The organism is Gluconobacter japonicus (genome assembly GCF_015244665.1).
In the GTDB taxonomy this organism is placed as follows: Bacteria; Pseudomonadota; Alphaproteobacteria; order Acetobacterales; family Acetobacteraceae; genus Gluconobacter; species Gluconobacter japonicus.
Genome location: NZ_JABCQN010000001.1, coordinates 429,908 through 455,254 on the forward strand (window position 1 = coordinate 429,908; position 25,347 = coordinate 455,254).

A 25,347-nucleotide genomic window follows, 5' to 3' on the forward strand; every position below is an offset into this window, starting at 1 on the left:
AAACTAGCCTTACTCCTAGACCATTGTGAGCCGCTTGGAAATGTACGGGTCAGGGAGCTTTCTGCTGAAAGACTTCTGAATTTTCCTGAGGCAACGATATTTGCGGTTCGGGTTCAGGGGAGGTCAGGCCTGCTGCAGGAATTTCTACAGCCATCTGAACAAGTTCCATGGGTGTTTCAGGAACCTTGGCGCGGAAAACCAGTCGTCTGGACAGGTTGAAATTTGCCAGCATTCCGCAGCCAGCGCCAATGGCAAGTGCAACGACCGGGTAAGTGACCGTGAACGGTACGAGGGCGTAAAGCAGGAAAACGGCACCGCGATTGAGGAGAAAGCCGAAAGAATTAGCCAGAAGAAAATGCAGCCATTGCAGGATCAGGTGCTGGTTGTCGGCTGCTGTGGACCGAAATGTCCACAATCGATTGAGAACCCAGTTGAAAGTGGCGGCAGTAAAATATGCTCCGATCGTTGCTGCGATGAGGCCGATTTCAGGTCGCAGAAGATCAACGCTTGCCCAATCCACAAAAAAACCAAGTGCGCCAACAATGCCAAACCGCAAAAACTGGTCAACGATCTGAGGGCGGGATCGTGGATAGAAAATACGGGTGCGTCGCAAAGAGGCGTCTCCGTGGTAGGGGTGAAGTTGCTCTAACGTGAAGTGGAGGGGGCTGCAAATGCCCTGAAACTAAAAAAGGCGTCCCGAAGGACGCCTTTTTCAGAAAACCCGGAGCCCGAGGGCTCCGGCGCCTTATCAAACTGAATTACTTCAGGATGATTTCGACGCGACGGTTCTGCGGCTCGCGGGTGTTCGGGCCTGTCGGAACCAGCGGCTTGCTTTCGCCATAGCCGTGGATGTCGACAGCAGCTGCCGGAACGCCGTCACGAATCAGTTCAGCCTTCACGCTCTGGGCGCGGCGGAGGGACAGACCCATGTTGTAACGCTCACCACGCGGGCCCGGGTGGGCTGCGGAGTTATCGGTGTAGCCGTTAACTTCGATGCGCGTCGTCTGGACGTGCGTGGAAGCCTGAGCTGCCTGAGCAACGATCTCACGAGCGCGGCCCGTCAGGTCAGACTTATCCCAGTCGAAGAACACGAGGTACGTGCGAGCTGGGGTCGGTGCTGGCGGAACAACAACCGGAGCCGGCGGCGGCGGCGGCGGAGCCGTGTCGAACGCATAACGCAGGCCCAGGATGAACTGGTGCGAGAAGCGCGGATCGAAGTTCACGTTGCCCTTGTGCAGGCCGCTGCCGTTACGGTTCCAGGAGGTGGAACGGTAAGCGCCATCAGCAAACTGCTGACCGATGAAGCGGTATTCGGTCGTGACAGCAAGACCCGGAACGCCCGGAATGTCGTAAGCTGCACCGACGATACCCTGATACGCGAAGCTGCCCTGCGTACCACCGACGCGGTTAACCGCACCGTTGGAGTAGTTCGTCGTGATCGGGTTGTAGTGCTGCCACAGGTAGCCAGCGCCAACACCAACGAACGGCGTGACAGGAACGTTCAGGCCGAAGTGGGCCAGATCGATGTCATACAGGACGTTGACGAAGCCGCCATATGCCTGATCGGAACCCTTCGTGGAGCCCGTAGCAGCCGTCTTGTTGCGGTGGTTGATCTGGGAGTAGTTGTATACGCCCTCAACTTCAACGCGCAGACCGTTGCCGAAGCCCCAGCCGAAAGCGCCGAAGCCCGTGAAGCCGTCCTTGTGACGGAACTGGGAGCTGCTGCCAGCATTGCTGGTGGAGCCATCAGCCTGCGTGGTTGGCGAGAAGCTGGCGTGCTGGTTCTGAACCAGGTTGTAACCACCGCCAATGTTGACGTACGGGCCAGTGACCGTGCTGGCCATGGCGAGCGACGGTGCGGCGACCATCGACGTCATGGCAAGGAGTGCCGTGCGGAGACGCATGTTTTCGTCCTCTTAGTGACTAACGTTTCGAGCCAGTGGCAGAACTGCTTCGACCAACGGACCCAGCGCGATGCATAAGCGCATATAGATCGGGTAGTTCCCTCGGACAAAGCCAGACAGAGCATCCCAGATCCACTCGGGGTGGAGGGAGTGACAAAAAAGTCACATTCCATTCCGCCCGGTTTACGATCTACGCCTCGCGTCCCTGTTGCCATAGCTGAACGTTTCTGCGGATGCCAGAGCATCCGCTGGATTTGTGAAAATCAAATGCAGTGAAAAAACAGAAAGTTAGGCTCTTTCATAAAGGACTGTAACAGTCCTCATGGCTGGCAGCCTTCATTTATCAGCAAGTTACGCACACTTTCCATCGGAACGTCACGACTTGTAAAAGCCTTTCCAATACCGTGCAGCAGAACAAAAGAAATGCGTCCATTCTGCATCTTCTTGTCCCGAGTCATGTGGTCGAGAAGTGTTTGTGCTGAGAACGATTCTTTAAACCAGTCAAAACTGGTGGGCATCTCAAGGGAGCGAAGGTGGCTGTCGAGGCGAGCGAGATCTTCTTCTGGCGCGTGGCCAAGCTTTACAGAAAGAGCCATCGCCAGATGCAACCCGATGGAAACGGCTTCCCCATGAAGGATACGACCGTCGTAACCGAGTTCAGCCTCAATGGCATGGCCAAAGGTGTGACCAAGATTGAGGAGTGCGCGTCCGTTCTGTTTGGCTTGTTCTTTTTCATCAGCGGCCACAACGGCGGCTTTGAAAACACAGGCACGGCGAACCGCCTCGGCGAGTGCGGCCGGATCTCCGCTCAGGACATCGCTGCCGTTGTCTTCACACCAGGCGAAAAGATCTGAATCTGCGATCAGACCGGACTTCACAATTTCGGCATAACCGGCAACCCGCTGTCGACGGGGTAGAGTCGCGAGGGCTGAATTGTCGGCCAGCACGATGATGGGTTGATGGAATGCGCCGATCAAGTTTTTCCCGGAGGGAGAATTGATGCCGGTTTTGCCACCGACGGAACTATCGACCTGTGCGAGAAGAGTCGTTGGAATCTGGACGAAGGGAATGCCGCGCAGTGCCGTAGCTGCGACGAAGCCTGCGAGATCCCCAATGACGCCTCCTCCCAAAGCAACGATAGTTGTGCCGCGTTCGATTCCCAGAGACAGAAGGCGCGTCATGATCTCGCCGTAACAGGAGAGGGATTTGCTCTCCTCGCCACCGATGACCGAAATAACCTCGGTCTCAATCCCGGTTTCTGCGAAGGATGCCAGCAGACGTGGAAGGTGCAGGGCAGCGACCGTGTCATCTGTAATGATGACGATCCGCTTCTGGCGCAGGAGGGGAGCAATTCGGGCGCCCGCGCGTGAAATTAGGTCTGAGCCAATCAGAACGTCGTAGCTGTGCTGCGCCAGTGCGACATGGACTTTCTGAGGATGTGTATGCTCCGAAAGGCTTTCGCAAACACGTTGGACGCCCTGTTCCACGGTTTCATCTCCACAATCTATGATGATGTCAGCTTCCGCATAGACGGGGTACCGGACCCCAACCAGACGGGTCATGATGTCTTCCGGGCTGCCCTGAGCCAGAAGTGGCCTGCCCCCTCGACCATGCACGCGCCGCAGAAGGACGTGGACTGGCGCTCTCAGCCAGACCGAAACGGCATGCTTCCGCACAAGCTGGCGCGTCTGCGCGTCCATCCATGCACCGCCGCCTGTTGCCAGGATGCAGGGTGGTCCCTTGATGAGGCGCTGGATGACCCGGCGTTCACCTGCTCGGAAATAGGCTTCTCCGTGACGGGCGAAGATTTCGGGAATCGTGCAACCGGCGGCGCGTTCTATCTCTGCATCGGCATCAATGAACGGCAGGCCATAAACCTGTGCCAGGCGGCGGCCGACAGTGGTTTTTCCGGCTCCCATCATGCCGACGAGAACAACTGTGCTTGTCGGTGTGGGGTGAGTGACCGCCCAATCGGCGGAAAGTGAGGGTGGCAGAGGTGACATGCTCTGCTACCTATCATAGGAGAGGGCATCACGTCCTGCCTGCACTTTGAGACCTGAACATAATGGCCCAATCTGATCGTTCGTCTTCCCGTCTTCCCATGATTGCCGGGGGAGGCCTTGTCATTCTCGCTGTTGTGCTGGGTGGCGGTTTCCTGCGTCTGGGCATGAATGCTGTTCCGCCTGAGCAGACGCAGGTTCACAAAGACATTCCGGCGTCCACGTTTGCGACGACGAGTGCCGCTCCGGCTGCGTTGCCTGCCATGCCGCCTGTGCCAGCCGCTCCTGTTCCGGGAACTGCCCAGCCGGTTGCTGCGCCGGTGGCCCCGACACCTGCGGCTCCGGCCCCTGCTGCTGGTACGGTTCCTGCGCCCGCTCCGGCTGCGTCAAGTGCCCCTGTGCTGACGCCATCTACACCGCTGCCGACAATGCCAGCCCCCAAGCCTGCACCGTCTCAGGGCGCGGCGGTGGCGCCTGCACAGGCGGCACCAGCACACTGAAGGATACGGTCTGCCGGATGACAGAGGTCACGGATCGTCACGTCGAGGCATTTCTGGAAATGCTGGCGGCGGAGCGTGGTGCGGCACTGAAAACCCGGCAGGCCTACGCATCTGACCTGTCTGACTTTGCCCGTCATTGTGCACCCGCGTCGTTGGCGCAGGCGACGGGTGAACAGGTTCGGAATTATCTGGCGTCTCTGTCGCAGGCTGGAATGGCGGCCCGGACGGCAGCGCGGCGTCTCTCCTGCCTGAAGCAGTTTTATCGTTTTCTCATGCTGGAATCGATTCGGTCCGATGATCCGACCGACCGTCAGCAGGCTCCCAAAATCTCTGCTTCGCTTCCGCGTCCGCTGGATGAGAAAGAAATCCGCCTTCTTCTGGAAGAAGGGACGAAGGGGCATGAGAACGAGCGGCGGGATCTTCTGTCCCGGGCCGCTTTGGAACTTCTTTACACAACCGGACTGCGTATTTCCGAATTGCTGTCGTTGCCGGCCAGTTGTGTGAAGGCAAAAGGCGCGATGCTTCTCGTGCGTGGCAAGGGGGGCAGGGAGCGTCTGGTGCCGCTGTCCCGCAGTGCGCGGGAGGCAGCGGAGGCTCTTGTCTATTTTGATCGGGATCTGGGGAGCCCTTATCTCTTTCCGGGACGTGATCCGAGCCAGCCTCTAACCCGTCAGGGGTTCGACAAGATCCTGCTGGCCTGTGCGCTGAAAGCAGGGATTGATCCGGAGCGCGTCAGCCCGCATGTGCTCAGACATTCCTTTGCCAGTCACCTTCTGGCGCATGGAGCTGATCTGCGGGCGCTTCAGATGCTTTTGGGCCATGCTGATATCGCGACCACCCAGATTTATACGCAGGTGATGGCGGAACGTCTGAGGCAGCTTGTGACAGCGCATCATCCTTTGGCGAAAGTTGTGCCTGCGGGCCCCGCTGATTCGGAATAGCACGGGGGGCTGTTTCCGGATGCGCTGGCGTGCTATCCGGCTGGCCATGCGCCAATTCCTAGATTTCGAGAAGTCGGTCGCCGAACTCGAGACCAAGATCGACGAACTCCGCCAGATGGGCAGCCAGGAGAAGGACTCCGGCACCAGCGGCATCAATATCGATGACGAGGTTGCCCGTCTTTCAGACAAGGCGGACAAACAGCTTCGTGCGACCTATGCAAAGCTTACGCCATTGCAGAAGGTGCAGGTTGCCCGTCACGCCCAGCGGCCCAAGGCTCTGGACTATGTTCGTCTCCTGACCACAGATTTCACGCCTCTGGCCGGTGACCGCGCCTTTGGTGATGATGAAGCCATGATCGGTGGTCTGGCCCGCTTCCGTGGAGAGCCTGTCGTGGTGATCGGGACGGAGCGCGGTCACGATACGGAAACGCGTTTGCGCCATAATTTTGGCATGGCCCGTCCGGAAGGGTACCGGAAGGCGCAACGTCTCGTGGAGATGGCTGGTCGTTTCGGTCTGCCGATTCTGAGCTTCATTGATACGGCCGGTGCTTGGCCGGGAATTGACGCAGAAGCCCGTGGGCAGGCTCAGGCCATTGCGAAGTCCATCGACATTTGCCTCAAGGCTCCTGTGCCCCTGATCGCTACGGTGATCGGTGAGGGTGGTTCCGGCGGCGCTATCGCCATTGGTGCCGGTGACCGTGTGCTGATGCTTGAGCACTCGATCTATTCCGTCATTTCCCCGGAAGCCGCTGCCTCCATCCTGTGGCGCGATCCGAAGCTGGCTCCTGCCGCCGCCGAAGCCCTGAAGCTGACAGCGCAGGATCTGCAGGGTCTTGGCTTGATTGACCGGATTGTTGCGGAGCCGATCGGGGGCGCGCAGCGCTCTCCGGACGATGCGGTTCATGCGGTTGGCAACGCGATTGCCGAGGAACTGGCAGAGCTTCAGAAGTTGACGGGGCCAGCTCTTCTCCAGAAGCGCCGGGACAAGTTCCTGTCCATGACCCGTGGGTCTCTGAACTGATACAAAAAAACCGCTGCCCTTTGGAGCAGCGGTTTTTTTTTTGACCTTACGCTTTGTGCGGAGGGTCGCCGCTGACTGGCTCACGGCCATGGGCCATGATGAGGTCGTGAAGAAGTGGTCCTACTGTTGTAACGGCTTCTGCGTCATAGCCTTTGGCGACGAGAGCCGTGCCTTTCGTGCCATCTGTCAGACCGTAGGGATAAGAGCCGAGGTCAATTCCCGGAAACCTGTCCTGCAATCGGCGCAGATCATCTGCGAAATCGCCTTCCTTCAAGCCTGCCGCGTGCCAACTGACGGATGTTAGAGGAGGGCCTTTTTCCAGTTGAGGGACCAGAGCGTCCACCATGGACGCGAAGATGGACGGAACGCCGGCCATCACATGCACATTTCCTATGCTGAAGCCGGGTGCCGCAGAAATTGCATTTTCGATGGGAACTGCGCCCTCCGGAAACATGGCCATCCGCTGTCGCGCGGTATTGAACTTCTCTTTCCCCATAAGAGCTTCAAGCTTCTGAAACGTGGGCTCATGGCGAAGCAGGGGAACGCCCATGGCCTTGGCGATGCATTCTGCCGTGATGTCATCATGGGTGGGGCCAATGCCACCGCAGGTGAAGAGAATATCGAATCGGGCCCGACATTCAGTGACGGTCTGGACGATGTGATTTTCAATGTCTGGAATGACGCGCACTTCGAGCAGCCGGATGCCTTGGGCATTCAGAGCGCGGGCCAGAACCTGTGTGTTGGCATCCTGTGTGCGGCCGGAGAGTATTTCGTTGCCTATGACGAGCAGGCAGGCGTTTTTTTGAAGCATGAGTCTCGTCCTGATAGTCTGATGGATCAAACGTAGCGCGTTGTGCCACGTTGTCGAGCAGGGGCGGACGTCTAGCCCTGCGCAATTTCAAACAGGACACTCATGAGCACTCTGAAGCACCATCTCCCTGAATGTATTCTCGATCTGCGTGCAACGCTGGGCGAGGGCCCTGTCTGGAGTGAGGCTGAAAAGTCGCTTTATTTCGTGGATATTATTGCGGCCAAGGTGCACCGGTTCACGCCGGAAACAGGTGCGCACAAGACGTGGGATGCGCCGGACCGCCTGGGGTTCCTGCTGCCTGTGGCAAACGGAACTTTCCTCGCTGGCCTGCGGGATGGGCTGCATGGCTTTGATCCGGAAAGCGGCGATTTTGAAGCCGGGCCGGAGATCGAGCCTGAGAAGCCGGGTAATCGTCTGAATGACGGTTGCGTGGATCCGTTGGGTCGCGTCTGGTTCGGCACAATGGATGATGGGGAAGAAGAGCCGACGGGTTCAATCTATCGCGTCGTGCATACGGAAGATGGTCTGGACATTACGCATCATAACGAAGGCTATATCGTCTCGAATGGTCCGGCGGTCTCACCGTGCGGGCGTGTGCTGTATGTCTGTCACAGCCCGAAGCAGACGATTTATGCATTCGATGTGGATGAGAATGGCGATCTTTCCAATGAACGGGTTTTCGCCACACTGACGCATGGCTATCCGGATGGAATTGTGACGGACAGTGAAGGCAATTTGTGGTGCGGAGCATGGCTGGGTGGCCGTGTGGTTCGTTTCCGCCCGGATGGAACGGAGCTTCCTTCCATTCCCATGCCTGTGAGCAATGTGACGAAGGTCGCTTTTGGGGGCGATGATCTGAAAACTGTATTCGTCACGACGGCGCGTAAGGGGCTGGATGAGGCCACGTTGGCCAAGGAGCCTCAGGCTGGTTCGCTGTTTGCGTTCCGAACGGATGTGCCTGGTAATCGGCAGGCTGAATTTCAGTTGAACGACTGAGTCAAAGGGGGCTGCTTTTGGGAAAGCAGCCCTTGGGTGGTTTAACCCAAAAGTTCCTGCAAAAGTGGAATGAGTGGCAGATCCGGGTCCGGCATGGGATATTTCGCCAGATCTGCGGCGTTGACCCATGCCAGTTCCTGCCCTTCCCGCGGTGCGGGAACACCCCGCCAGCGGCGCACAATGTAGAGTGGCATCAGAAGGTGGAACGGTCCGGCGTTTTCGCTGACAAACGTAAACGGTGCGAGACATGAGCCTGTCAGGTCCACGTCCAGTTCTTCCTTCATTTCCCGGATGAGGGCCTGTTCCGGCGTCTCTTCCCGCTCAACCTTTCCGCCTGGAAACTCCCAGAGACCGGCCAGGCGTTTTCCTTCCGGGCGACGGGCCAAGAGGATGCGCCCCTGTGCGTCCAGAAGGGCAGCGGCTACGACCAGAAGGGTTCGGGGTTTGGGCGATTGCACGGCAGGAGGTATCGGGGCTTTTTCCTGCATAGGCTGCGGGATAATGACGTCCTGAATGGTAGAATCCTGCTGTAGAAACCCTGAGCGGGTTAATTCATGTACAATGATGGGACATTCGGCCCCACGAGACACGAAGCGTCGGGTGGCGCGGCCTGTTTCCTGAAAACCCAGCTTGTGCAGGACAGCAGAGGAGCCGGGATTATCGACTGCAACATCCGCCGTCAGTTTTTCGATCTTGAGAACCTGCAAGGCCCATTCCACGACGCGCTTTGCCGCAGCCGTTGTCATGCCCTGACCCCAGACCGCTGGAGACGCCCAGTATCCAAGAGAGGCGGAGCGTCTGTCGTCTGACAGGACAAGGCCGACCGCTCCCAGAAGGGTTCCATCGCGCGTTACGGCGAAGTGATGTGCTTCGCCGCGTGCGCTGTCTTCCAGCGTGGAGGCGATCCATTTTTCGGCAAGATCGCGTGGGTAAGGGAAAGGGAGGCGGCTGAGCATGCGGACCACGCTCCAGTCGTTCACGAGGCGATGGACGGCTGGTGCGTCTTCCGGGCGGAGGGGACGTAAAAGAAAATCCCCCGCTTTCAGTTCGGGTGTCATGTCGGGCTTGTTGAATCCTGCTCCTCAGGGACGCCGCAACGGGCCAGCAGACGGCGCAGCGTGTTGATGACGGGGAAGACTTCCTGATTGTGATCGCCGCCCAACTCGTTCCAGGCGGCCTGTTCGAGTTCTACGATATCACGGTCTTCCTTAAAAATCCGTTCCGTGAAGGCGACAAGGAACGGCCATGCCAGATCCAGAACAACGCGGACTTTCGGTTTGCGGACTGACAGAAGGCCGAAAACACGACAGGTTTTTTCGTCGGCATCCTGCGGGACATAGATGATCCACAGATCCATGACCGGCGGTTCGTCACCCGTGGCGATCCTCAGGGTCTGGTAGGGATATTCTGTCCGGATCGTCATGACGTCGCGATGGGCGTAGCGCTCGCTGGCATCCCGGCGCTCGCCAAAGATCAGAGCTTCACCCCAAGGCTGCTTGCCGCTTGTCCGGGCGAAGCTGTAACGGGCTTCGACCAGTGTTGGCTCGTCCTTGCCGCCCAGAAAGCGGGGTTTCATCTGGCCCATCTGCTTCATGTGCATGAACTGATGGTTCATATCCATCAGGTTTTCATGCATGAAGCTGTAGTGGCAGGCGACTTTCTTGCCGAAACGACGCGTCTTGTAGGCCGGGTCGCGAACAGAGCCGAGTGCCGGGAAGGGCGTGGTATCCGCTTTTGCCGGATCTCCTGGGAAAATGAAGATCAGGCCGCCTTCTTCGCGGCATGGATAGGTGCGGACGCCATTCGGAAGTTTGTTCTTGCCCAGATAGGGGACGTCAATGCAGCGGCCTGAGCGGCCGTAAGCCCAGCCGTGGTAGCAGCACTGCACCGCTTCACCGCTGACGCGGCCAAGGCTCAGAGGAACCTGCCGGTGAGCGCAGCGGTCTTCGAGTGCGAAGACGGTGCCATCCAGAGGGCGGACAAGGGCAATCGGCTGTCCGGCATAGCGCGTGCCGATGGTCTTGCCGCGCTGGAGTTCATGGGACCAGGCGACAGGGTACCAGTAATCCGGGTTGGAGCGGATGCGACGCAGGTCTGTATTGCGGGCTGGAGGCTCGTTTGGGGAGATGCTGCTGATAATGGCGTCGGCATCTACTGTACTCTGCGACATTGATATCCCGATCCTTGATGAAGCCGGGCCTTTGAAAGGCATAGTCTTGAAACGAGCCTAACAGGCAAAAGGTCCATACCGGAAGGGGGAAGGCCGTATCGCGGCAAATCGCGTCATTTGGGCAACATGAGGCTGGAAAAGCACAGGTCAGATGTCATTGAAACATCATCCACGGCCTCAAAGGCTTTGCCTAATAAAGATGCTTGGCTAGGACACCGCTTCCCTAATCTTGTGATCCCCCATATTTCCGGAGTATTGGCCTCAGTGCGCAACAAACCCCTGCTTCTGTCGTCTATTGCACTGTTGGCCCTTCACTCTCAGGTCCATGCCGCTGAGGCGACCAAGACGGTTGCTCCGAAGCACCGGCATATGCCGACCCGTCATGATGTGGCTCCTGCTGCCGTTGCGGTTGCGCCTGCTGCGCCCGTAGTGGCGGCAAAGCGCGTTCGTCGCACCAATGTGGAATCCCGTTCGACCGAGAGCGTGTCCGTGACGGCGCGTCAGTTGACGGGACGTGATGCGGAGCAGGCTGTTTCCAAGGCTGTCATGCGGCAGTTCGTGCCGGGCACCAGTCCGTATCGGATGCTGGACCGAATGCCGGGCGTCAGTTTTACGTCTACCGATCCGTTCGGAATCGATAGTTTCGGTGCAAATCTTTACGTCCGTGGCTTCTTTATGAACCAGATGGGTGTGACGGTTGATGGCGTTCCGCTGAACGACCAGACCTACCAGTCTGTGAGCGGCATGAGCCTTGCCTCTGCGATCATTCCGGATGACATCCAGTCCATGCGGATGTCTCAGGGTGCCGGGTCTGTGGAACTGCCTTCCACCAACACGCTGGGCGGGACAATTCAGATCGGGTCGTCTGATCCCAACGACACGCGGGGCGGCAAGGTCAGTCAGTCTTTCGGCAGTTACAACTCCTATCGCACCTATGTTCGACTGGACTCTGGTAAGCTGAACAGCTCTGGCACGAAGTTCTACACGTCCTATGCCCGGACAGATGAAGGCATGTGGATGGGGAGTGGTGACCAGTTCATGCAGCAGGTTGATGCCAAGCTTGTGCAGCCGATCGGGCAGCGCAGCCGTATGTCTGCATTCTTTAACTGGTCCAGTCTGGCGCAGTGGAACTATCCTGATACGTCCATCGGGATTTTGAAGAATCTCGGCTGGCGGACGCCGCATCTTTATCCGAATTATGGTCTGGCGTACCGGATTGCCAATGGAGAAGCGGCGCTTCCGGCAGGCTATGGTGGCGTTCCGGGTATCAATGGTTCTGAAATTGCCATGTATGATGGTGGTCAGGCTGAAACCAATTACATGGGCGGTCTGCATTTCGATCTTGCCCTGACTGATCGTCTGACCTGGAATACGACGGTCTATGGTCACAGTCAGACCGGCTATTACAGTTACACGGACTCTGAAGATCCGTCCCCGAACGGGGCGCCGTTCTCCGAAGAGGTCTGGCAGAACCGTCAGGAGCGCTACGGCCTTGATACGAGCCTTCGCTACAAGTGGGGGCGTCACACGATCGAAGGCGGTGTCTGGTACGAGAACAACACCCAGCAGGCTGGTCTGTTCAATTATCAGCAGCCGGTGCTGGGTGAGGGCGCACCACTTAAGGCGGTCGGTCCCTACAATGTTTACGGACGGGCCTTCCTTCAGGGCTATAATTTCGATTGGACGACCAATGTCATGCAATTCCATCTGCAGGACAGCATTCGTCTGACGGAGGGCCTAACGTTGCACGCCGGATTCAAGTCCATGGTTGCGACGACGGCTGGGGGCGCGAACTATAATAACGCGGACTGGACCGGCTCTGATGAGCTACCGAATGGGTCGCTGACGGCGTCTCAGGCCTTCCTGCCGCATCTCAATCTGGACTGGCACATCAACAACCACCACGAACTGTATGTGGATGTGGCGGAGAACATGCGCGCCTATGAGGTGTCAGCCTATGGCGTGGCGAACTCTGTTTATTCGGTTGAAGATCAGGCGACTTTCCAGGCACAGAAGAAGTCCCTCGAGCCGTCCAAGGCATGGGTTTATCTGGGCGGATATCGTTATACGTCCAAGTATCTTCAGGCGAATGCGACCGTCTATCATGCCAGCCTGATCCATCCGATCCTTGCGGCGGCTGTCGGGTCTTTGACCAATCCGGTGTCTCAGGTCATCGACTTCGGTCATATTTCCATGACGGGTGCCAATGGCGATATCACACTGACGCCCGTTGAAGGGCTGAGCATTAGCAATAACGTCAGCTACAACAAGGGAACCTATGATCGGGATGTTGATACGTCGGGCGGGTTCTATGCATTGGCAGGCAAGAATATCGTCAATTACCCCGCCTGGATGTACAAGACGTCCGTCTCCTACACATGGAAGGGGGCGACGGCGCATTTCGATGCCAACTACTATAGCCGCCGCTACTACAGCTTCATGAATGACACATCTGTTGGTGGGTACTGGCTGGCAAATGCTGGCATGCAGTATCGTTTCGGCAAGCTGAGTGTGCTGAAGGATGTTACGGCGAGCTTCAACGTCTATAATCTGTTCAACACGAAATACATCGCCATGATGGGCCAGAATGATAACCCTGCGACGGGTGATTATCAGTCCATGGAGCGGGGTGCGGTTCGTGAGTTCTTCGGAACGGTCAGCGCGTCGTTCTAAGGAGATCAGATAGAGTATTAAAAAAGCCGCCCAACATTTGCTGGGCGGCTTTTTTTTGTGAGTTCTGGGCCGGTCAGGCGCGGAGTGCGGTCTGAGCTTCCTCTACGGATACGACATACGGACCTGAGCCAGCGATTTCCATGCTCAGCACGGCCATGCCGTCCTCGGCGCGTTCTTCAAGAGAAAGCCATGCGCTTCCTGCCGTCCAGCGGTAGCGGGACGCATCTGTAGGATACCAGCCGGCGAGCGGTGCCTCAGTCTGGTGGGATGTGATCTGTTGTGTGCCTTTGGCATTTGAGATCGTGACGTTTCCAACAGGCACGCCAAGTGTACGGCGGTCGTCCAGGAATGGTCCCACCACGTCTGAAGGGCGGCTGGCACGAGACATGATCTGAATGGCCCGAACCCCTGCTGGAAGCAGGAACTCAACCTTGCCCATTTCAGTCTTGACCGGGCGGAGCGTGCACCCGTTGTCGCACAGAAGGTGCAGGTCTGAATCGGATGTCAGAACAGTCTGTGGAGCTTCTGTATTAGGGGCGACGTGCTCAGCCCGGGCTTCGATCTCACGGAAGATGGGTTCGACAATCGCGCGGTCTGTCGTGAGGGGAGCTGCCGCATCTGCTTCCCAGCTTTTGGCTGGACTCGTCAGGCTGACCACTGTGCCGCTCTGGCTGAACATGCCGCGGTTACCGGTGTTGAGGTATGTCTCTGTCTGTACACCGTCAGCCGTGATGATCGCGTGATCCTCGGTTTCGATATGGTAATAGTCATAAGAGGTAATCGAGCGGTCGTAGGAAATGGAACGGCCGTTCACCAGCATACGTGCTGGGATGAAATGCCCGTTCAGGAAGAGGCAGTGCTCGGCAGTTACCAGAAGATCCTTGAACGGAACGCCTTCAGAAATTGCGTTTTTCAGAATACGGACAGGATAGCCAGCTTCATCATCATGCTGCCACGGAAAAGTCTGCTTCCGGTTTGATCCGGCCCAGATGACTTTCCGGGTTGCTGCCGTACCGTTCGGCAGGGTGATGGAGAGAACATCACCGATTTTCAGATCTTCAACCGCTACCAGGCCATTGGGAGTCTGAATGAGAGTTCCGGCCAGGAAGCATGGATCGAAGCTTCCTGAAGAGGACATCGTGGAGTCCTGATTGAGAGTGTAGTTCTTTCCGTTGTTCGTTACATTCCACTGATTTTTGGACGTGTTGGAACTATAGCTGTAGCTGTAAGATGTTCCAATATTGTTCTTGGATGTTGTTATTATATAATAGCCGCCATGTCCATTTCCTGCGATGATTTCGTTCAGGGACGTTGATCCCCAGGAGTAGTCGTAAGTATAGGAATAAGATGTCCCGTTAGCCGTAAACGACAGGGTCTTGCCGCTTACTGTGACTGTAACATCTGAAAAAACGTTAGAGACCTGACCGCTGCTGCTGAGGTCAGCAAGGGTCAGGGTATATGTTCCGTTGTTTATGACCTGACGGGGTGCCATGTCAGCCATCCTTTGAAATGTTCGTATTATGCTAACCTATACGGTGGTGATAAAAATAAAGAAACAAATAATTGGCGGTGCTTCCAAAATAACCTTTTTATACCGTCAATCGGGTTCGATATTCTGTGCTTGTCGGGCGTAAAATCTGGTTCAGAAATGGGTGCCGAGTTCTGCGCTAAGATCGTCGATGAACTGGGCTGCGACACGGCCGGAGCGGCTTCCTCGTGTGAGAGCCCACTGAAGGGCTTTCCTGCGCAGGTCTTCCGGGGAAATGGGAAGTTTCCGGGCAGTGGCGTAGGTCTGAACGATATCCAGATATTCGTCCTGGCTGGCACCATAGAGGCCGATCCAGAGGCCAAACCGGTCTGAAAGAGAGACTTTTTCCTCAATGGCTTCGGAAGGGTTGATGGCACTTCCGGTTTCGTTCTCGATCATGTCGCGCGGCATGAGGTGGCGACGGTTCGAGGTTGCATAGACAAGAACATTGTCCGGGCGGCCACCGATGCCGCCATCCAGAACGGATTTGAGGGATTTGTAGTCAGCGTCCTGGCTTTCGAAGGACAGGTCATCGCAGAACAGAATGCAGCGGCGATCGGTCGTGCGCAGAACGGCCAGAAGCTTTGGCAGGGTGGAAAGCTCGTCACGCTGGATTTCGATCAGGGCCAGTGTCGGCTTTCCCTTGGCGCGCTGCTCGGCGTTCACCGTGGCAATCGAGGCTTTGACCAACGACGACTTGCCCATACCGCGTGCGCCCCAGAGCATCACGTTGTTAGCCGTGAATCCTTCCGCGAAATGACGTGTATTTGTCATGACCTGAGAGATCTGCCGTTCAATGCCCCGAAGTAGGGAGAGCGACACGCCGGAAACTTTCTCGACAGGAGCCAGCGTTCCCATCGCGGCCTGCCAGATGAACGCATCATGATGTTTTAGAATATCGGCACTCGGCGGCTTGGGGCTCATGCGCTCAAGGCTGTCCGCAATACGTTCAAGGACGCTGAGCAGGGCGTGATCGGTCATGGAATTCGCTTTGTGTCAGGAATGAAGGAAGCGCCCGTCCTTGACGGGGAAGCTCCGGACGATATGGTCCCCGCACGTTTCACTCAAGACTGGACCAATATTCCATGAGCAGTCTGTTCATTTCTTCCGCACAGGCCGCCGATGGCGGCGGGCTTCTCGCGAACCCGACGGTGCTTCAGTTCGCCCCGATGATCTTCATCTTCGTGGTTTTCTATTTTCTGCTGATCCGTCCGCAGCAGCAGCGTCAGCGCAAGCTGCGCGAAGAGCAGGGCGCTCTGCGTCGTGGTGACAAGATCGTCACGGCTGGCGGCATTGTTGGCGTCGTGCAGGCAACCCGCGAAGGAAGTGACGAAGTTGACGTTGAGATTGCTCAGGGCGTTCGCGTGAAGATCGTTCGCAGCACGATTACGAACATCGTGGCGCGCGACAAGGCAGCAAACGACTCCTGATCGGGCCGTAGGGTACAAAGAAAAACGCCCCGCCGGGAGACCGGTCGGGGCGTTTTCTGTTTTCAGGCTGTCTGAAAAATTACGGCCTTATAAAGCTCAGGCAGACTTCAGTTCAGCTTCTGCAAACTCATAGTTCGCCAGCTTGTCCAGATAGTTGGTGATGTAATCCGGACGACGGTTGCGGAAGTCGAGGTAGTAGGCGTGCTCCCAGACGTCGAGGCCGAGAAGGGCCTTGCCCTGGCCTTCGGCAAGCGGGTTGGAGCCGTTGGCCGTCTTCGTCACGGCAAGCTTGCCGGACTTGTCGAGCACGAGCCAGGCCCAGCCGGAACCGAACTGCGTTGTGGCAGCCTGCTTGAATGCGGTCTTGAAAGCATCAACGGAACCGAAGTCTTCCGTGATCTTCTTTTCAAGTGCTGTCGGCAGCTTGCCACCTGTTGGGGACAGGTTCTTCCAGAACAGGATATGGTTCCAGTGCTGGCCGGCATTGTTGAAGACCGGAGCAATGTCAGGCTTGCCATGAGAGAATGCGATGATCTCTTCAAGAGACTTGCCAGCCAGTTCCGGCTTGCTTTCGACGAAGCCGTTCAGAGCTGTGACATAGGCCTGATGATGCTTGCCGTGGTGAAGTTCCAGGGTCTCCTGGCACATGCCAGCGCCTGCGAGCGCGTTGGCGGCGTAGGGCAGTGAAGGCAGTTCGAAGGCCATGATGTTACTCCTTGGCAAAAATGAAGGGGTCGGGTTTTCAGGAACGAAGACCGACCGCTGACACAACCGATCTCATTTATGAGGCGTGTTGGCAACGCTGTGTTCCATCGCGCCGAGCAGGGCTGAGTAATCCTCATCGGCATGACGACGGTTCGAAAGAGCCAGAGCCTGATCTGCTATCGCCATGGCGGGCATGAAAGCTCCGGCTTTCCGTCCTGCATCCATCAGCAACCCCATGTCCTTGGACATCAGGCGTGTTGGGAACTGGGACGGGAAAGACTTGTCCTGCGCCATTTTCAGTTTACGCTTGTGATGGGGGCTGATGACCGCAACCTGCTGAAGGGCATCAAAGAGAACTTCTCGGTCTAGGCCAGCAGAAAGACCGAAACTGACGCCTTCCGCCACAACATTCAGGGTTGCGCCCATGATGCCGTTGATGACGAGCTTGAGGCGCGCTGCTGAACCTATTGGCCCGGCGTGAATCGTCAGCTTTCCGATGACGTCGAGAATCGGTTTTGCGCGTTCAAGGGTTTCGGCGTCTCCACCGGCCAGCATGACCAGTTCGCCTTTTTCAGCTTCCGGTGTACTGCCGGACATTGGGGCTTCCAGTACGATGAAGCCGTGTTCGGCGCCCGTTTTGGCCAGTGCTAGGGCTTGTTCGGGCGAAACGGTAGATGTGTCCAGAACAAGCTTTCCAGCCGAGATCCCGGCCAACATTCCGTTTTCGCCATTCAGGGACTGGTTTTCAGCAGCGTCGTTCGGGACGCAGAGGATAATGACATCTGCGGCTTCGGCGATGGCGCGCGGAGTAGGGAGCATTTCGGTCTCATCTTTGCCGCCTGAGGGAGCGAAGGCCACGACGGAGTATCCGGCGCGTCTGAGGTTGGCGCCCATGAGGCGCGCCATTGCGCCATAGCCAATAAAACCGATTTTCATATCGGACATGCAAACAGGCTCCTTACTATGCGTTGAACAAACTCACGCACTATGGCTGCCAGAGTTTCATCCAGATCGGAAATTGATCATGGCGATTTTCCGCTATCCGCGTCCGCTGCCGTCGGACATCACACCGAAAGATGTTTATCTTTCACGTCGGGAACTTCTCGGGGCTGGGGCTCTGGGTCTGACGGCTGCACTGGCTGGTTCTGCGCATGCAGAGGCTCTGAAAACGCATCCGGGTCCATATTCTGGCGGGTTAACCCCGACGCCTGAAGAATTCGTGACAGGCTATAATAACTTCTACGAATTCGGGATGGAGAAGGATGATCCGGTCTCCCATTCCAGCGACTTTCATCCGTTACCGTGGACGCTTGAAATTGGCGGGATGGTGAAAAAGCCGCAGCGTCTGGATGTGGGGGCGCTGTTGAAGTCCTCTGATATTGAAGAGCGGATCTACCGGATGCGCTGTGTGGAGGCCTGGTCCATGGTTATTCCGTGGGATGGGATACCACTTGCCAAGCTTCTTCAGGCTGCGGAGCCGGACAGCGCTGCAAAATATGTGGCGTTTGAAAGTGTTGTGCGTCCGTCTGAAATGCCGGGGCAGAGCAGTGCGTTTTCCGGGATTTCGTGGCCTTATGTGGAGGGGCTTCGGTTGGATGAAGCCATGAATCCGCTGACTCTTCTTGCTGTCGGAATTTATGGAGAAAGCCTGCCCAACCAGAATGGGGCGCCGATCCGGCTGGTTGTCCCGTGGAAATATGGGTTCAAGGGCATCAAATCCATTCAGCGTATCCGGCTGACGGATAAGCAGCCCCCGACTACATGGAACCGCCTCGCGCCGGAGGAGTATGGGTTTTATGCCAATGTGAATCCGCAGGTGGATCATCCGCGATGGAGTCAGGCCAGTGAGCGTGTCATTGGCTCCAAAACGCTTTTTGGCACGAAGCGCCAGCCTACTCTGATGTTTAATGGATATGAGGAGCAGGTGGCAGACCTGTATCGGGGTATGAACCTGCATGACAATTTCTAGAAGCGGAATGTCTGGATTTGTCTGCCGACAGTGGGCTGTCATTCTCTATCCGCTTGGCCTGCTTCCGGCGGTATGGCTGGTTTGGCAGGGGCAGAACGGAGGGCTGGGGGCAGATCCGGTCAATGTCTTTGAGCGCTCACTTGGTCTGTGGGCCTTTCGTTTTTTGCTGATCTGTCTGGCGTTAGCTCCGCTTCAGCGGATGGTCCGCTTTAATCTTTTGCGTTTTCGTCGACTGACAGGTCTTCTGGCGTTTTTCTACGCCGTCTTGCATCTGGCTGCTTATGTGGCGCTGGATCTTCAGTTCGACATCAGGATTTTCGGGCGGGACCTGACGCATCGGCCCTTTATTATTCTTGGGATGGCAGCACTGGGATTGCTGCTTCCTTTGGCGCTGACGTCCAACCGCTGGTCGATGAGGCAACTGAAGCGTGGCTGGAAGCGGCTGCACCGTCTTGTTTACGGTGCAGCCGTTTTGGCCGGCATTCATTTTTTCCTGTCGTTCAAGACACTGAACAGGACAAGCGCACTTTATCTGGGTTTGCTCGGTCTCGTGCTTGTCGCAAGAGACCCTTTGGTTTGGAGCAGCGTCAGACGGAGGGTCGCAGGGCGGCCTTGATCTTCGGGATCAGTAACAGGAGGGTCTGTTTACGTTGAGCAAGAAGGTCGCTGCTGAGGGGATCTGACGGAAGGTGGCAGGCATCTGCCAGCAGGAGGCCGTCAGGAAGGCGCGTGATGTCGCCGGGTCTGAAGTCCAGGCGGGTCAGGGGGATGCCGCAGGCTCCGAGGGCTGTGATGTGGGCGCTGACGCCCAGAACCAGAACCAGGCGCAGTTGTGTCATGGTTTGCAGTTCGCGGCAGAGTGCTGCGCTGCATGCTTCCAGTTCGTCAGGCTGTGGGATGCCATCTGTTGGCAGCGAGGCGGTCACGCCGGTAATGCGTGCCCGGATGAGGAGAGCGTCCTCATCCGGGGTAAAGACAATGGCATGTTGCTCCAGAAGCGGGGCAAGTGTCTGGGTGGCTTCTGCCGGATCAAGGCAGACGATCAGGAGTTCGGCAGACAAAGGGCCGAGGCCGCGCGGATCTGCCTCAATTTCCGGAAGGAGGTGTGCGCCTAGGTGTGCGGTTGATCCGGTAGAAGCCTGGGGGGTCATGTATCGCTGGTCTCGTCACTGTTGAGGTCTGCTGGATGACGAACGGGAGCCTGACGTGTCCGTTGCTCCGACTGGCGACGCGTGAAGGACGGGGCGATATCGGCCAGTTCCACAAAGCGGTCAGCCTGTCTGCGCAGATCGTCCCCGATCATGGGGGGCGTTGACCGCATCGAGGAAATGACTGTTACGCGCACACCGCGACTTTGTGCAGCCTCGACAGCACGACGCAGATCGGAATCACCGCTGATGATGACGGCGTGATCCAGTCTTGATGACTGTTCGAGCAGATCGACGGTGAGTTCGACATCCATATTCCCCTTGATACGACGTCTTCCTGAATGATCCGTAAATTCGCGGGCATTTTTCAGAATGAGATGGAAGCCGTTATAGGCGAGCCAATCGGTCAGGGGGCGGAGGGGGGAGTAGTCGTCCGTTTCAGGCATGGCTGCGTAATAGAAGGCACGCTGAAACTGGCACTGGCTTTCAAACAGGGAGCGAAGGCTGCGAAAGTCGACTTCAAATCCGAGGTTGCGTGCAGCATGGTGAAGGCTGGCGCCATCAATGAAGAGAGCGGTGCGTTCGTTCTGACGCAGAAGCATTATGATATTCCTGATTGTAAAATGATCTTCCTCACGGGGAGGTACGATAGCCCTGCCATGAACAGGTCAAACGATCTGGGAGACGCTTAAGTTTTCATTGTGATTATGGCAGAAAAGCGGGCACGCGTTGCATTGCCACGATCAGCGTGCTAATGCCAGTTTCTTCTTGTATCCATTTTTTGTAGTTTTACCCGAAGGGGGCCAGTCGTATGGCGCGTGTAACCGTCGAAGATTGCATCGAAAAGGTTCCAAACCGTTTCGAGCTGGTTCTGCTGGCTGCCCAGCGTGCTCGTGCTCTGTCTCGTGGCGAGGAAATGCTGCTTGACCGTGACAACGACAAGAACCCCGTTGTCGCGCTGCGTGAAATTGCTGAAGACAAGCTGAGCCTTACAGGTCTGCGCGATGGAATCATCCGCTCACTGGCTCGTGCGCCTGAGCCGGAGCCAGTAGACGAAGAGGTGATGGACATCATCCCGACCGACCAGAATATTTTTGGTCTGCAGGACGTGTCTTCTGAAGAAGAGCATGCTCACATGGCTGAGCATATGTCTTCTGACGAAGCTGCTGCCATCGAAGCAGAGCTGGGTGGCCGGGGTCGCCGCTGATTTCTTTTCTATCCTGACAAAGAGGAGCGTGCATCATGCCTGACGCATCTCCTCCTGTTGAGCGGACCGCTGTCGCAACGGGAGATTTCAAACCTTCCATCAGTGGACTGCTCCGTCGGATCGAAAGTTACGATCCGACTGCTGATCTTTCCCGTGTTGAGGCTGCCTATGATCTGGCAGCCGATGCTCACAATGAGCAGCGCCGGGATAATGGTGACGCCTACATCACCCACCCCATAGCGGTTGCCAATATTCTCGCGGGTTTCCGGATGGACACGACGTCCATCATCGTTGGCCTGCTCCATGACACCGTGGAAGACACCGGTGTCTCCTGTGCGTCTCTGAAAAACCGCTTTGGCGAGGATGTTGCGTCTCTCGTTGATGGCGTGACCAAGCTCACGCGGCTTGAGCTTCAGTCAGATCGGACGAAGCAGGCAGAAAATTTCCGCAAGCTCGTGCTGGCCATGTCGCGGGATATCCGCGTCCTGATCGTCAAGCTTGCTGATCGTCTGCACAACATGCGTACGTTGCATTATGTCCAGAGACTGGACCGACGACAGCGTATTGCCCGTGAGACCATGGATATCTATGCGCCTCTAGCCGAGCGCATTGGTATGGACCGGGTTAAGACGGAGCTTCAAAACCTTTCCTTTGCCCAGCTTGAGCCGGAAGCTGACGCGACCATCCGGGCGCGACTGAACTTCCTTCGCGGGCAGGGTGCCGATATCATCGAGCATATCCGCAAAGAGCTGATTGGCCTGTGTGCGGAAGCCGGTCTCGACAAGGTGGAAGTCACCGGCCGCGAAAAGTCCCCTTTTTCCATCTGGGAAAAAATGCAGCGCCGGAATGTGGCGTTCGAGCAGCTTTCGGACATCATGGCGTTCCGTCTGCTCGTTCCGACCCGTGATGCCTGTTACATGGCGCTGGGGGCGATTCACGGCGCCTACCCAATGATTGCCGGGCGTTTCAAGGATTACATTTCTACTCCGAAGGCCAACGGTTATCAGAGCCTTCATACGGGAGTAACGCTGCGGCATCCCCGTAACCAGAAAATTGAAGTCCAGATCCGTACAGCGGAAATGCATGACCTTGCCGAAAACGGCGTGGCGTCGCATTGGGCTTACAAGGAAAATGCTACACCCAGTGAGCGTGAAGCTGCTGCGTTGTCGTCTGCTTTCGGGGCTGGTAGCCGCAAGTTGCGCTGGGTTCAGGATCTTCTGGAGATTCTGGAAGACAGTCAGGCTCCGGACGAATTTCTCGAAAATACCAAGCTTGAACTCTATCAGGATCAGGTTTTCTGCTTCACGCCAAAGGGGCAGCTGATTTCCCTGCCGCGTGGGGCAACACCCGTCGATTTTGCTTACGCGGTCCATAGTCAGGTTGGTGATACCTGTGTTGGGGCGAAGGTGAACGGGCGGCTGATGCCGCTGCGTCACGAGCTTCAGAACGGCGATCAGGTTGAGATCATGACGGCTCGTGGTGGCACGCCGTCTCCTTCCTGGGAGCGGTTTGTTGTCACGGGGAAGGCGCGCGCGCGTGTGCGGCGTTTTGTTGCCGCCCAGCAGCGTCAGGTCCATGTGGACAATGGACGTGCGGCTATCGCCAAGGCGTTCCGTCAGGAAGGTGTGGACGGTTCCGAAAAGGTGCTGGATGGCATCCTGAAGGAGCTGCGGCAGGCGTCTGTTGAAGATCTGTACGTTGCTGTTGGCAATGGTCAGATCGGGCCGAAAGACGTGGTCAACACGGCCTATCCTGATCTGAGGCAGACCAGTCGTGCGCCACGGATGGTGCCTGGGCTGTCTCCGCGTTTTGGTCAGTCACTTCTGCTGGGGGCAGGGCATGGGTCGGCAAAACCGGCGCCAGTACAGTCCACCAATATCCTTACGGGGATCGGAACAGGAATCGCCACCAGTTTTGCCGGATGCTGCCGTCCGTTGCCGGGAGATCCGATTGTTGGGATCATTGCCCAGAGCAAAGGGGTGACCATCCATCGTCGTGGCTGTCAGAACCTTTCGAGTTTTGCGGATACGCCGGAACGCTTCATTGAGGTTGATTGGGATTATGAGGCTCTGAGTCGCCGTAAGGATGCAGTGCCTTATACCGCGCGGCTCTCCGTAATTGCTGCCAATGAGCCAGAGGTTCTCGCAACGCTGACCAATACGGCAGCCAAGCATAATGGCAGCGTCGTCAATTTGAAGATCGTCAACCGCCAGCTCGATTTCATGGAAATTCTGGTTGATCTTGAGGTGCGTGATCTGAGGCATCTCTCGTCCCTGATTGCTGCCTTCCGGACGGCAGTGGGTGTCATGCAGGTCGAGCGCGCGAAGGGGTGAAGGCGTGATTTTGGGCATGGGGACGGACCTGTGCATGATTTCCCGGATCGAACGGAGCATTGACAGGTTTGGTGTCCGTTTTCTGGCCCGTGTCTTTACGGAAGCTGAACGTGCCCACGCAGAGCGTTTGTCAGGTGCGGCGCGAATGGGAAGCTATGCCAAGCGCTGGGCGGCAAAGGAAGCCTGCGTCAAAGCTTTGGGAACGGGTGTGGCTGAAGGCGTGCAGCTTCAGGATATTGGCGTGCTGAATGATGACAAGGGAGCGCCAAGGCTTGTTTTGTCGGGTGGTGCCCGCTCTGCGCTGGAACGTTTGACGCCGGAAGGCTGTCGGGCAGATGTGCTTGTCAGCCTGACGGATGATCCTCCCTTTGCGCTGGCGCAGGTGCTCATTCAGTCTGTTAAGGTTTGAAGCGCTCGCCATTGCGGGCAAGCTGCGTTAAGAGCGTCTCATGACTCAGGAGAAAAGCCCCGTGAAGGGTTCAGAGAAGGCTGGCGCGAAGCCAGAAGCCCGTGAAGAATCTCTGGGAGAGAGCGTGCGCTGGCTCGCCCTGATGGTGCTGGCGGTTGTGGCTGTGCGTTCTCTGGTGTTCGAACCATTTAATATTCCGTCGGGTTCCATGATCCCGACCCTACAGATCGGGGACTTCGTTTACGTCTCGAAGTTCAGCTACGGCTATTCACGCTTCTCATTCCCGTTTTCACCGAACCTGTTTGGTGGTCGGATTATGGGATCAGAGCCGCATCGCGGGGATGTGGCTGTCTTCCGCTACACGCAGAACACGTCCATTGATTACATCAAGCGGATTGTTGGTCTGCCTGGCGATCATATCCAGATGACGGGCGGCAAACTCTTCCTGAACGGAATTGAGGTGCCCCGCACGTCTCTAGGGCATTATGAAGTTCTGGACGAGAACAACCGTCTGCTGAGCGGAGAGCGATATCGTGAGAGTTTGCCGGGGAGTGCGGGGCGCCCGGCTGTCGATCATGAGATCCTGAAGCTGACCGATGAAGGTTTTGCCAACGATACGCCTGAATACGTTGTGCCGCAGGGATATTTCTTTGCGATGGGCGATGACCGGGATGATAGCGCGGACAGCCGTTTCCAGGGCGATGGGCCGGACGACCTTGGCTATGTTCCGATGCAGAACCTCGTCGGTCGTGCGCCCATGGTCCTGTTCTCGATCGACCTGAAGCATCCGGCATGGCAGTTCTGGTACTGGCCGGTCGAGATCCGCTGGAATCGCTTTCTGCATCCTGTCACATGAAGCTGTCGCAGGAAGAGGCCATGGAGGCCATGGAGCAGGCACTTGGGCATCAGTTTGCAAACCGGGATCTGCTTCTGGAGGCTTTGACGCATCGGTCAGCTGTGAGTGGGCGTGATCCTCGCAGGGGGAAACGTGCTCAAGGGCCTAAAGGAACGGGTTCGAACGAGCGGCTTGAATTTATCGGGGATCGTGTTCTGGGCCTTCTGATGGCGGAATGGCTCTTTGAGCAATACCCGATGGAGCAGGAAGGGGCGCTTGGTCCGAGGCACGCGCATCTGGTGTCGCGCCCTGTTCTGGCTGAGATTGCTGACGATATCAGACTGTCCTCGGCATTGAGAATTTCCCCTCATGAAGAGGCAGCGGGCATTCGGCGCTTGTCCAGTATTCGCGCGGACGCCATGGAAGCTCTTCTTGGAGCGCTCTATCTGGATGCCGGGCTGGAGCCTGCACGGCAGGTTGTTCGCAAGCAGTGGGGAAGCCGGATTGACAATCAGGCCCGTCCTCACAAGGAGCCGAAGACCCTGTTGCAGGAATATCTTCTGTCGCAAGGGTTGCCGCTCCCGAAATATGAGCTTCTTGCTGCTGAAGGACCGTCTCATGCGCCGGTCTTTCGCGTTGCTGTTCAGGCTCGCGGTCTGACGGGGCGTGGTGAGGCAGGAAGCAAGCGCGTGGCGGAAAGTGCCGCCGCAATTGATCTTCTGAAACTTCTTGGCCAAGACGTAGCGTCGTGAGGCGCATGTGGAAAA

General features: G+C 57.0%; 25 protein-coding genes. 13 read left to right on the forward strand and 12 right to left on the reverse strand.

The genetic code is table 11. The annotated features are described in order from the left end of the window. Nucleotides 1–49: 49 nt before the first annotated feature. The 3 genes from HKD32_RS01935 to aroB all read right to left on the reverse strand — a co-directional run bounded on the left by HKD32_RS01935 (nt 50) and on the right by aroB (nt 3,907). The gene (locus tag HKD32_RS01935; protein ID WP_194257414.1) at nt 50–613 is read right to left on the reverse strand and encodes a GtrA family protein; all 564 of its coding nucleotides are present in this window, start codon (nt 611–613) and stop codon (nt 50–52) included. Nucleotides 614–758: 145 nt separating this feature from the next. After that, a complete protein-coding gene (locus HKD32_RS01940) occupies nt 759–1,904 on the reverse strand; it encodes an OmpA family protein (protein WP_010501197.1) in 1,146 nt (381 codons plus the stop codon). A gap of 320 nt (nt 1,905–2,224) precedes the next feature. Further along, the gene (aroB, locus tag HKD32_RS01945) at nt 2,225–3,907 is read right to left on the reverse strand and encodes a 3-dehydroquinate synthase (protein ID WP_194257415.1); all 1,683 of its coding nucleotides are present in this window, start codon (nt 3,905–3,907) and stop codon (nt 2,225–2,227) included. 62 nt (nt 3,908–3,969) lie between these two features. Here aroB and HKD32_RS01950 point away from each other — a divergent pair, with 62 nt between their 5' ends. The 3 genes from HKD32_RS01950 to HKD32_RS01960 are packed head-to-tail and all read left to right on the forward strand — an operon-like array spanning nt 3,970 to nt 6,366. Next, the gene (locus HKD32_RS01950) at nt 3,970–4,404 is read left to right on the forward strand and encodes a hypothetical protein (RefSeq protein WP_061929166.1); all 435 of its coding nucleotides are present in this window, start codon (nt 3,970–3,972) and stop codon (nt 4,402–4,404) included. Nucleotides 4,405–4,421: 17 nt separating this feature from the next. Beyond that, complete coding sequence (locus HKD32_RS01955; RefSeq protein WP_061929168.1) at nt 4,422–5,345, forward strand: tyrosine recombinase; 924 nt, start codon at nt 4,422–4,424, stop codon at nt 5,343–5,345. Between the two features lie 46 nt (nt 5,346–5,391). Further along, nucleotides 5,392–6,366, forward strand: coding sequence for an acetyl-CoA carboxylase carboxyltransferase subunit alpha (locus HKD32_RS01960; protein WP_194257533.1), 975 nt, complete (start codon nt 5,392–5,394; stop codon nt 6,364–6,366). A gap of 46 nt (nt 6,367–6,412) precedes the next feature. On the opposite strand, the gene HKD32_RS01965 is transcribed toward HKD32_RS01960, so the two are convergent. Continuing rightward, the gene (locus HKD32_RS01965; RefSeq protein ID WP_026017392.1) at nt 6,413–7,177 is read right to left on the reverse strand and encodes a competence/damage-inducible protein A; all 765 of its coding nucleotides are present in this window, start codon (nt 7,175–7,177) and stop codon (nt 6,413–6,415) included. Between the two features lie 102 nt (nt 7,178–7,279). Here HKD32_RS01965 and HKD32_RS01970 point away from each other — a divergent pair, with 102 nt between their 5' ends. Continuing rightward, entirely contained in the window at nt 7,280–8,173 is an 894-nt protein-coding gene (locus HKD32_RS01970; protein WP_034881105.1) for an SMP-30/gluconolactonase/LRE family protein, read from the forward strand. Between the two features lie 41 nt (nt 8,174–8,214). Here the strand turns inward: HKD32_RS01970 and HKD32_RS01975 are convergent, their stop codons facing one another. Continuing rightward, the gene (locus HKD32_RS01975) at nt 8,215–9,231 is read right to left on the reverse strand and encodes a bifunctional GNAT family N-acetyltransferase/(deoxy)nucleoside triphosphate pyrophosphohydrolase (protein ID WP_061929172.1); all 1,017 of its coding nucleotides are present in this window, start codon (nt 9,229–9,231) and stop codon (nt 8,215–8,217) included. Next, nucleotides 9,228–10,343, reverse strand: coding sequence for an aromatic ring-hydroxylating oxygenase subunit alpha (locus HKD32_RS01980; RefSeq protein ID WP_194257416.1), 1,116 nt, complete (start codon nt 10,341–10,343; stop codon nt 9,228–9,230). The genes HKD32_RS01975 and HKD32_RS01980 overlap by 4 nt, the downstream gene beginning before the upstream one ends. A gap of 126 nt (nt 10,344–10,469) precedes the next feature. Between HKD32_RS01980 and HKD32_RS01985 the strand changes: the two genes are divergently transcribed. Further along, nucleotides 10,470–13,016: a TonB-dependent receptor gene (locus HKD32_RS01985; RefSeq protein ID WP_061929253.1), complete on the forward strand. Its 2,547-nt coding sequence runs from the start codon at nt 10,470–10,472 to the stop codon at nt 13,014–13,016. A gap of 73 nt (nt 13,017–13,089) precedes the next feature. On the opposite strand, the gene HKD32_RS01990 is transcribed toward HKD32_RS01985, so the two are convergent. After that, entirely contained in the window at nt 13,090–14,508 is a 1,419-nt protein-coding gene (locus tag HKD32_RS01990; RefSeq protein WP_228118693.1) for a Hint domain-containing protein, read from the reverse strand. Between the two features lie 150 nt (nt 14,509–14,658). Continuing rightward, nucleotides 14,659–15,525, reverse strand: coding sequence for an ATP-binding protein (locus tag HKD32_RS01995; protein ID WP_061929178.1), 867 nt, complete (start codon nt 15,523–15,525; stop codon nt 14,659–14,661). Nucleotides 15,526–15,629: 104 nt separating this feature from the next. Between HKD32_RS01995 and yajC the strand changes: the two genes are divergently transcribed. Further along, complete coding sequence (gene yajC, locus HKD32_RS02000) at nt 15,630–15,974, forward strand: preprotein translocase subunit YajC (RefSeq protein WP_010501225.1); 345 nt, start codon at nt 15,630–15,632, stop codon at nt 15,972–15,974. A 96-nt stretch (nt 15,975–16,070) separates the two neighbouring features. On the opposite strand, the gene HKD32_RS02005 is transcribed toward yajC, so the two are convergent. Together HKD32_RS02005 and HKD32_RS02010 are read right to left on the reverse strand one after the other, a co-directional pair. Further along, nucleotides 16,071–16,679: a superoxide dismutase gene (locus tag HKD32_RS02005; protein ID WP_023944982.1), complete on the reverse strand. Its 609-nt coding sequence runs from the start codon at nt 16,677–16,679 to the stop codon at nt 16,071–16,073. 72 nt (nt 16,680–16,751) lie between these two features. Continuing rightward, nucleotides 16,752–17,624, reverse strand: a complete 873-nt coding sequence (locus tag HKD32_RS02010; RefSeq protein WP_061929180.1) for an NAD(P)-dependent oxidoreductase — start codon at nt 17,622–17,624, stop codon at nt 16,752–16,754. Between the two features lie 79 nt (nt 17,625–17,703). On the opposite strand from HKD32_RS02010, the gene msrP reads away from it, so the two are divergent. Beyond that, nucleotides 17,704–18,648, forward strand: a complete 945-nt coding sequence (gene msrP / locus HKD32_RS02015; RefSeq protein WP_061929182.1) for a protein-methionine-sulfoxide reductase catalytic subunit MsrP — start codon at nt 17,704–17,706, stop codon at nt 18,646–18,648. Between the two features lie 7 nt (nt 18,649–18,655). Then, on the forward strand, nt 18,656–19,264 hold the full coding sequence (msrQ, locus tag HKD32_RS02020) for a protein-methionine-sulfoxide reductase heme-binding subunit MsrQ (RefSeq protein ID WP_194257534.1): 609 nt from the start codon (nt 18,656–18,658) through the stop codon (nt 19,262–19,264). Here msrQ and HKD32_RS02025 read toward each other — a convergent pair. Continuing rightward, nucleotides 19,236–19,799 carry a uracil-DNA glycosylase family protein gene (locus HKD32_RS02025; protein ID WP_194257418.1) on the reverse strand — a complete coding sequence of 188 codons (564 nt, stop codon included), beginning with the start codon at nt 19,797–19,799 and terminating at the stop codon, nt 19,236–19,238. The genes msrQ and HKD32_RS02025 overlap by 29 nt on opposite strands. Beyond that, complete coding sequence (locus HKD32_RS02030) at nt 19,796–20,398, reverse strand: LabA-like NYN domain-containing protein (RefSeq protein ID WP_010501236.1); 603 nt, start codon at nt 20,396–20,398, stop codon at nt 19,796–19,798. The genes HKD32_RS02025 and HKD32_RS02030 overlap by 4 nt, the downstream gene beginning before the upstream one ends. Before the next feature lie 209 nt (nt 20,399–20,607). On the opposite strand from HKD32_RS02030, the gene rpoZ reads away from it, so the two are divergent. Genes rpoZ through rnc form a run of 5 tightly spaced genes read left to right on the forward strand, consistent with a single transcriptional unit; the run spans nt 20,608 to nt 25,332 of the window. Then, nucleotides 20,608–21,003 (forward strand): DNA-directed RNA polymerase subunit omega, encoded by a 396-nt coding sequence (gene rpoZ / locus HKD32_RS02035; protein ID WP_023944991.1) that lies wholly within the window; start codon nt 20,608–20,610, stop codon nt 21,001–21,003. Between the two features lie 35 nt (nt 21,004–21,038). Beyond that, nucleotides 21,039–23,336 (forward strand): RelA/SpoT family protein, encoded by a 2,298-nt coding sequence (locus HKD32_RS02040; RefSeq protein ID WP_023944993.1) that lies wholly within the window; start codon nt 21,039–21,041, stop codon nt 23,334–23,336. 4 nt (nt 23,337–23,340) lie between these two features. Then, on the forward strand, nt 23,341–23,745 hold the full coding sequence (gene acpS / locus HKD32_RS02045) for a holo-ACP synthase (protein ID WP_061929189.1): 405 nt from the start codon (nt 23,341–23,343) through the stop codon (nt 23,743–23,745). Between the two features lie 40 nt (nt 23,746–23,785). Continuing rightward, entirely contained in the window at nt 23,786–24,601 is an 816-nt protein-coding gene (lepB, locus tag HKD32_RS02050; RefSeq protein WP_194257419.1) for a signal peptidase I, read from the forward strand. Continuing rightward, nucleotides 24,598–25,332, forward strand: coding sequence for a ribonuclease III (gene rnc / locus HKD32_RS02055; protein ID WP_010501246.1), 735 nt, complete (start codon nt 24,598–24,600; stop codon nt 25,330–25,332). Before lepB ends, rnc begins: the two co-directional genes overlap by 4 nt. Nucleotides 25,333–25,347: the final 15 nt, after the last annotated feature.

Bases quoted from the DNA above. Each gene is read 5' to 3' on its own strand.
- HKD32_RS01940 (WP_010501197.1), bottom strand. From the start codon at position 1,904: ATGCGTCTCCGCACGGCACTCCTTGCCATGACGTCGATGGTCGCCGCA.
- aroB (WP_194257415.1), bottom strand. From the start codon at position 3,907: ATGTCACCTCTGCCACCCTCACTTTCCGCCGATTGGGCGGTCACTCAC.
- HKD32_RS01950 (WP_061929166.1), top strand. From the start codon at position 3,970: ATGGCCCAATCTGATCGTTCGTCTTCCCGTCTTCCCATGATTGCCGGG.
- HKD32_RS01955 (WP_061929168.1), top strand. From the start codon at position 4,422: ATGACAGAGGTCACGGATCGTCACGTCGAGGCATTTCTGGAAATGCTG.
- HKD32_RS01960 (WP_194257533.1), top strand. From the start codon at position 5,392: ATGCGCCAATTCCTAGATTTCGAGAAGTCGGTCGCCGAACTCGAGACC.
- HKD32_RS01965 (WP_026017392.1), bottom strand. From the start codon at position 7,177: ATGCTTCAAAAAAACGCCTGCCTGCTCGTCATAGGCAACGAAATACTC.
- HKD32_RS01970 (WP_034881105.1), top strand. From the start codon at position 7,280: ATGAGCACTCTGAAGCACCATCTCCCTGAATGTATTCTCGATCTGCGT.
- HKD32_RS01975 (WP_061929172.1), bottom strand. From the start codon at position 9,231: ATGACACCCGAACTGAAAGCGGGGGATTTTCTTTTACGTCCCCTCCGC.
- HKD32_RS01980 (WP_194257416.1), bottom strand. From the start codon at position 10,343: ATGTCGCAGAGTACAGTAGATGCCGACGCCATTATCAGCAGCATCTCC.
- HKD32_RS01985 (WP_061929253.1), top strand. From the start codon at position 10,470: ATGAGGCTGGAAAAGCACAGGTCAGATGTCATTGAAACATCATCCACG.
- HKD32_RS01990 (WP_228118693.1), bottom strand. From the start codon at position 14,508: ATGGCACCCCGTCAGGTCATAAACAACGGAACATATACCCTGACCCTT.
- HKD32_RS01995 (WP_061929178.1), bottom strand. From the start codon at position 15,525: ATGACCGATCACGCCCTGCTCAGCGTCCTTGAACGTATTGCGGACAGC.
- yajC (WP_010501225.1), top strand. From the start codon at position 15,630: ATGAGCAGTCTGTTCATTTCTTCCGCACAGGCCGCCGATGGCGGCGGG.
- HKD32_RS02005 (WP_023944982.1), bottom strand. From the start codon at position 16,679: ATGGCCTTCGAACTGCCTTCACTGCCCTACGCCGCCAACGCGCTCGCA.
- HKD32_RS02010 (WP_061929180.1), bottom strand. From the start codon at position 17,624: ATGTCCGATATGAAAATCGGTTTTATTGGCTATGGCGCAATGGCGCGC.
- msrP (WP_061929182.1), top strand. From the start codon at position 17,704: ATGGCGATTTTCCGCTATCCGCGTCCGCTGCCGTCGGACATCACACCG.
- msrQ (WP_194257534.1), top strand. From the start codon at position 18,656: ATGTCTGGATTTGTCTGCCGACAGTGGGCTGTCATTCTCTATCCGCTT.
- HKD32_RS02025 (WP_194257418.1), bottom strand. From the start codon at position 19,799: ATGACCCCCCAGGCTTCTACCGGATCAACCGCACACCTAGGCGCACAC.
- HKD32_RS02030 (WP_010501236.1), bottom strand. From the start codon at position 20,398: ATGCTTCTGCGTCAGAACGAACGCACCGCTCTCTTCATTGATGGCGCC.
- rpoZ (WP_023944991.1), top strand. From the start codon at position 20,608: ATGGCGCGTGTAACCGTCGAAGATTGCATCGAAAAGGTTCCAAACCGT.
- HKD32_RS02040 (WP_023944993.1), top strand. From the start codon at position 21,039: ATGCCTGACGCATCTCCTCCTGTTGAGCGGACCGCTGTCGCAACGGGA.
- lepB (WP_194257419.1), top strand. From the start codon at position 23,786: ATGACTCAGGAGAAAAGCCCCGTGAAGGGTTCAGAGAAGGCTGGCGCG.
- rnc (WP_010501246.1), top strand. From the start codon at position 24,598: ATGAAGCTGTCGCAGGAAGAGGCCATGGAGGCCATGGAGCAGGCACTT.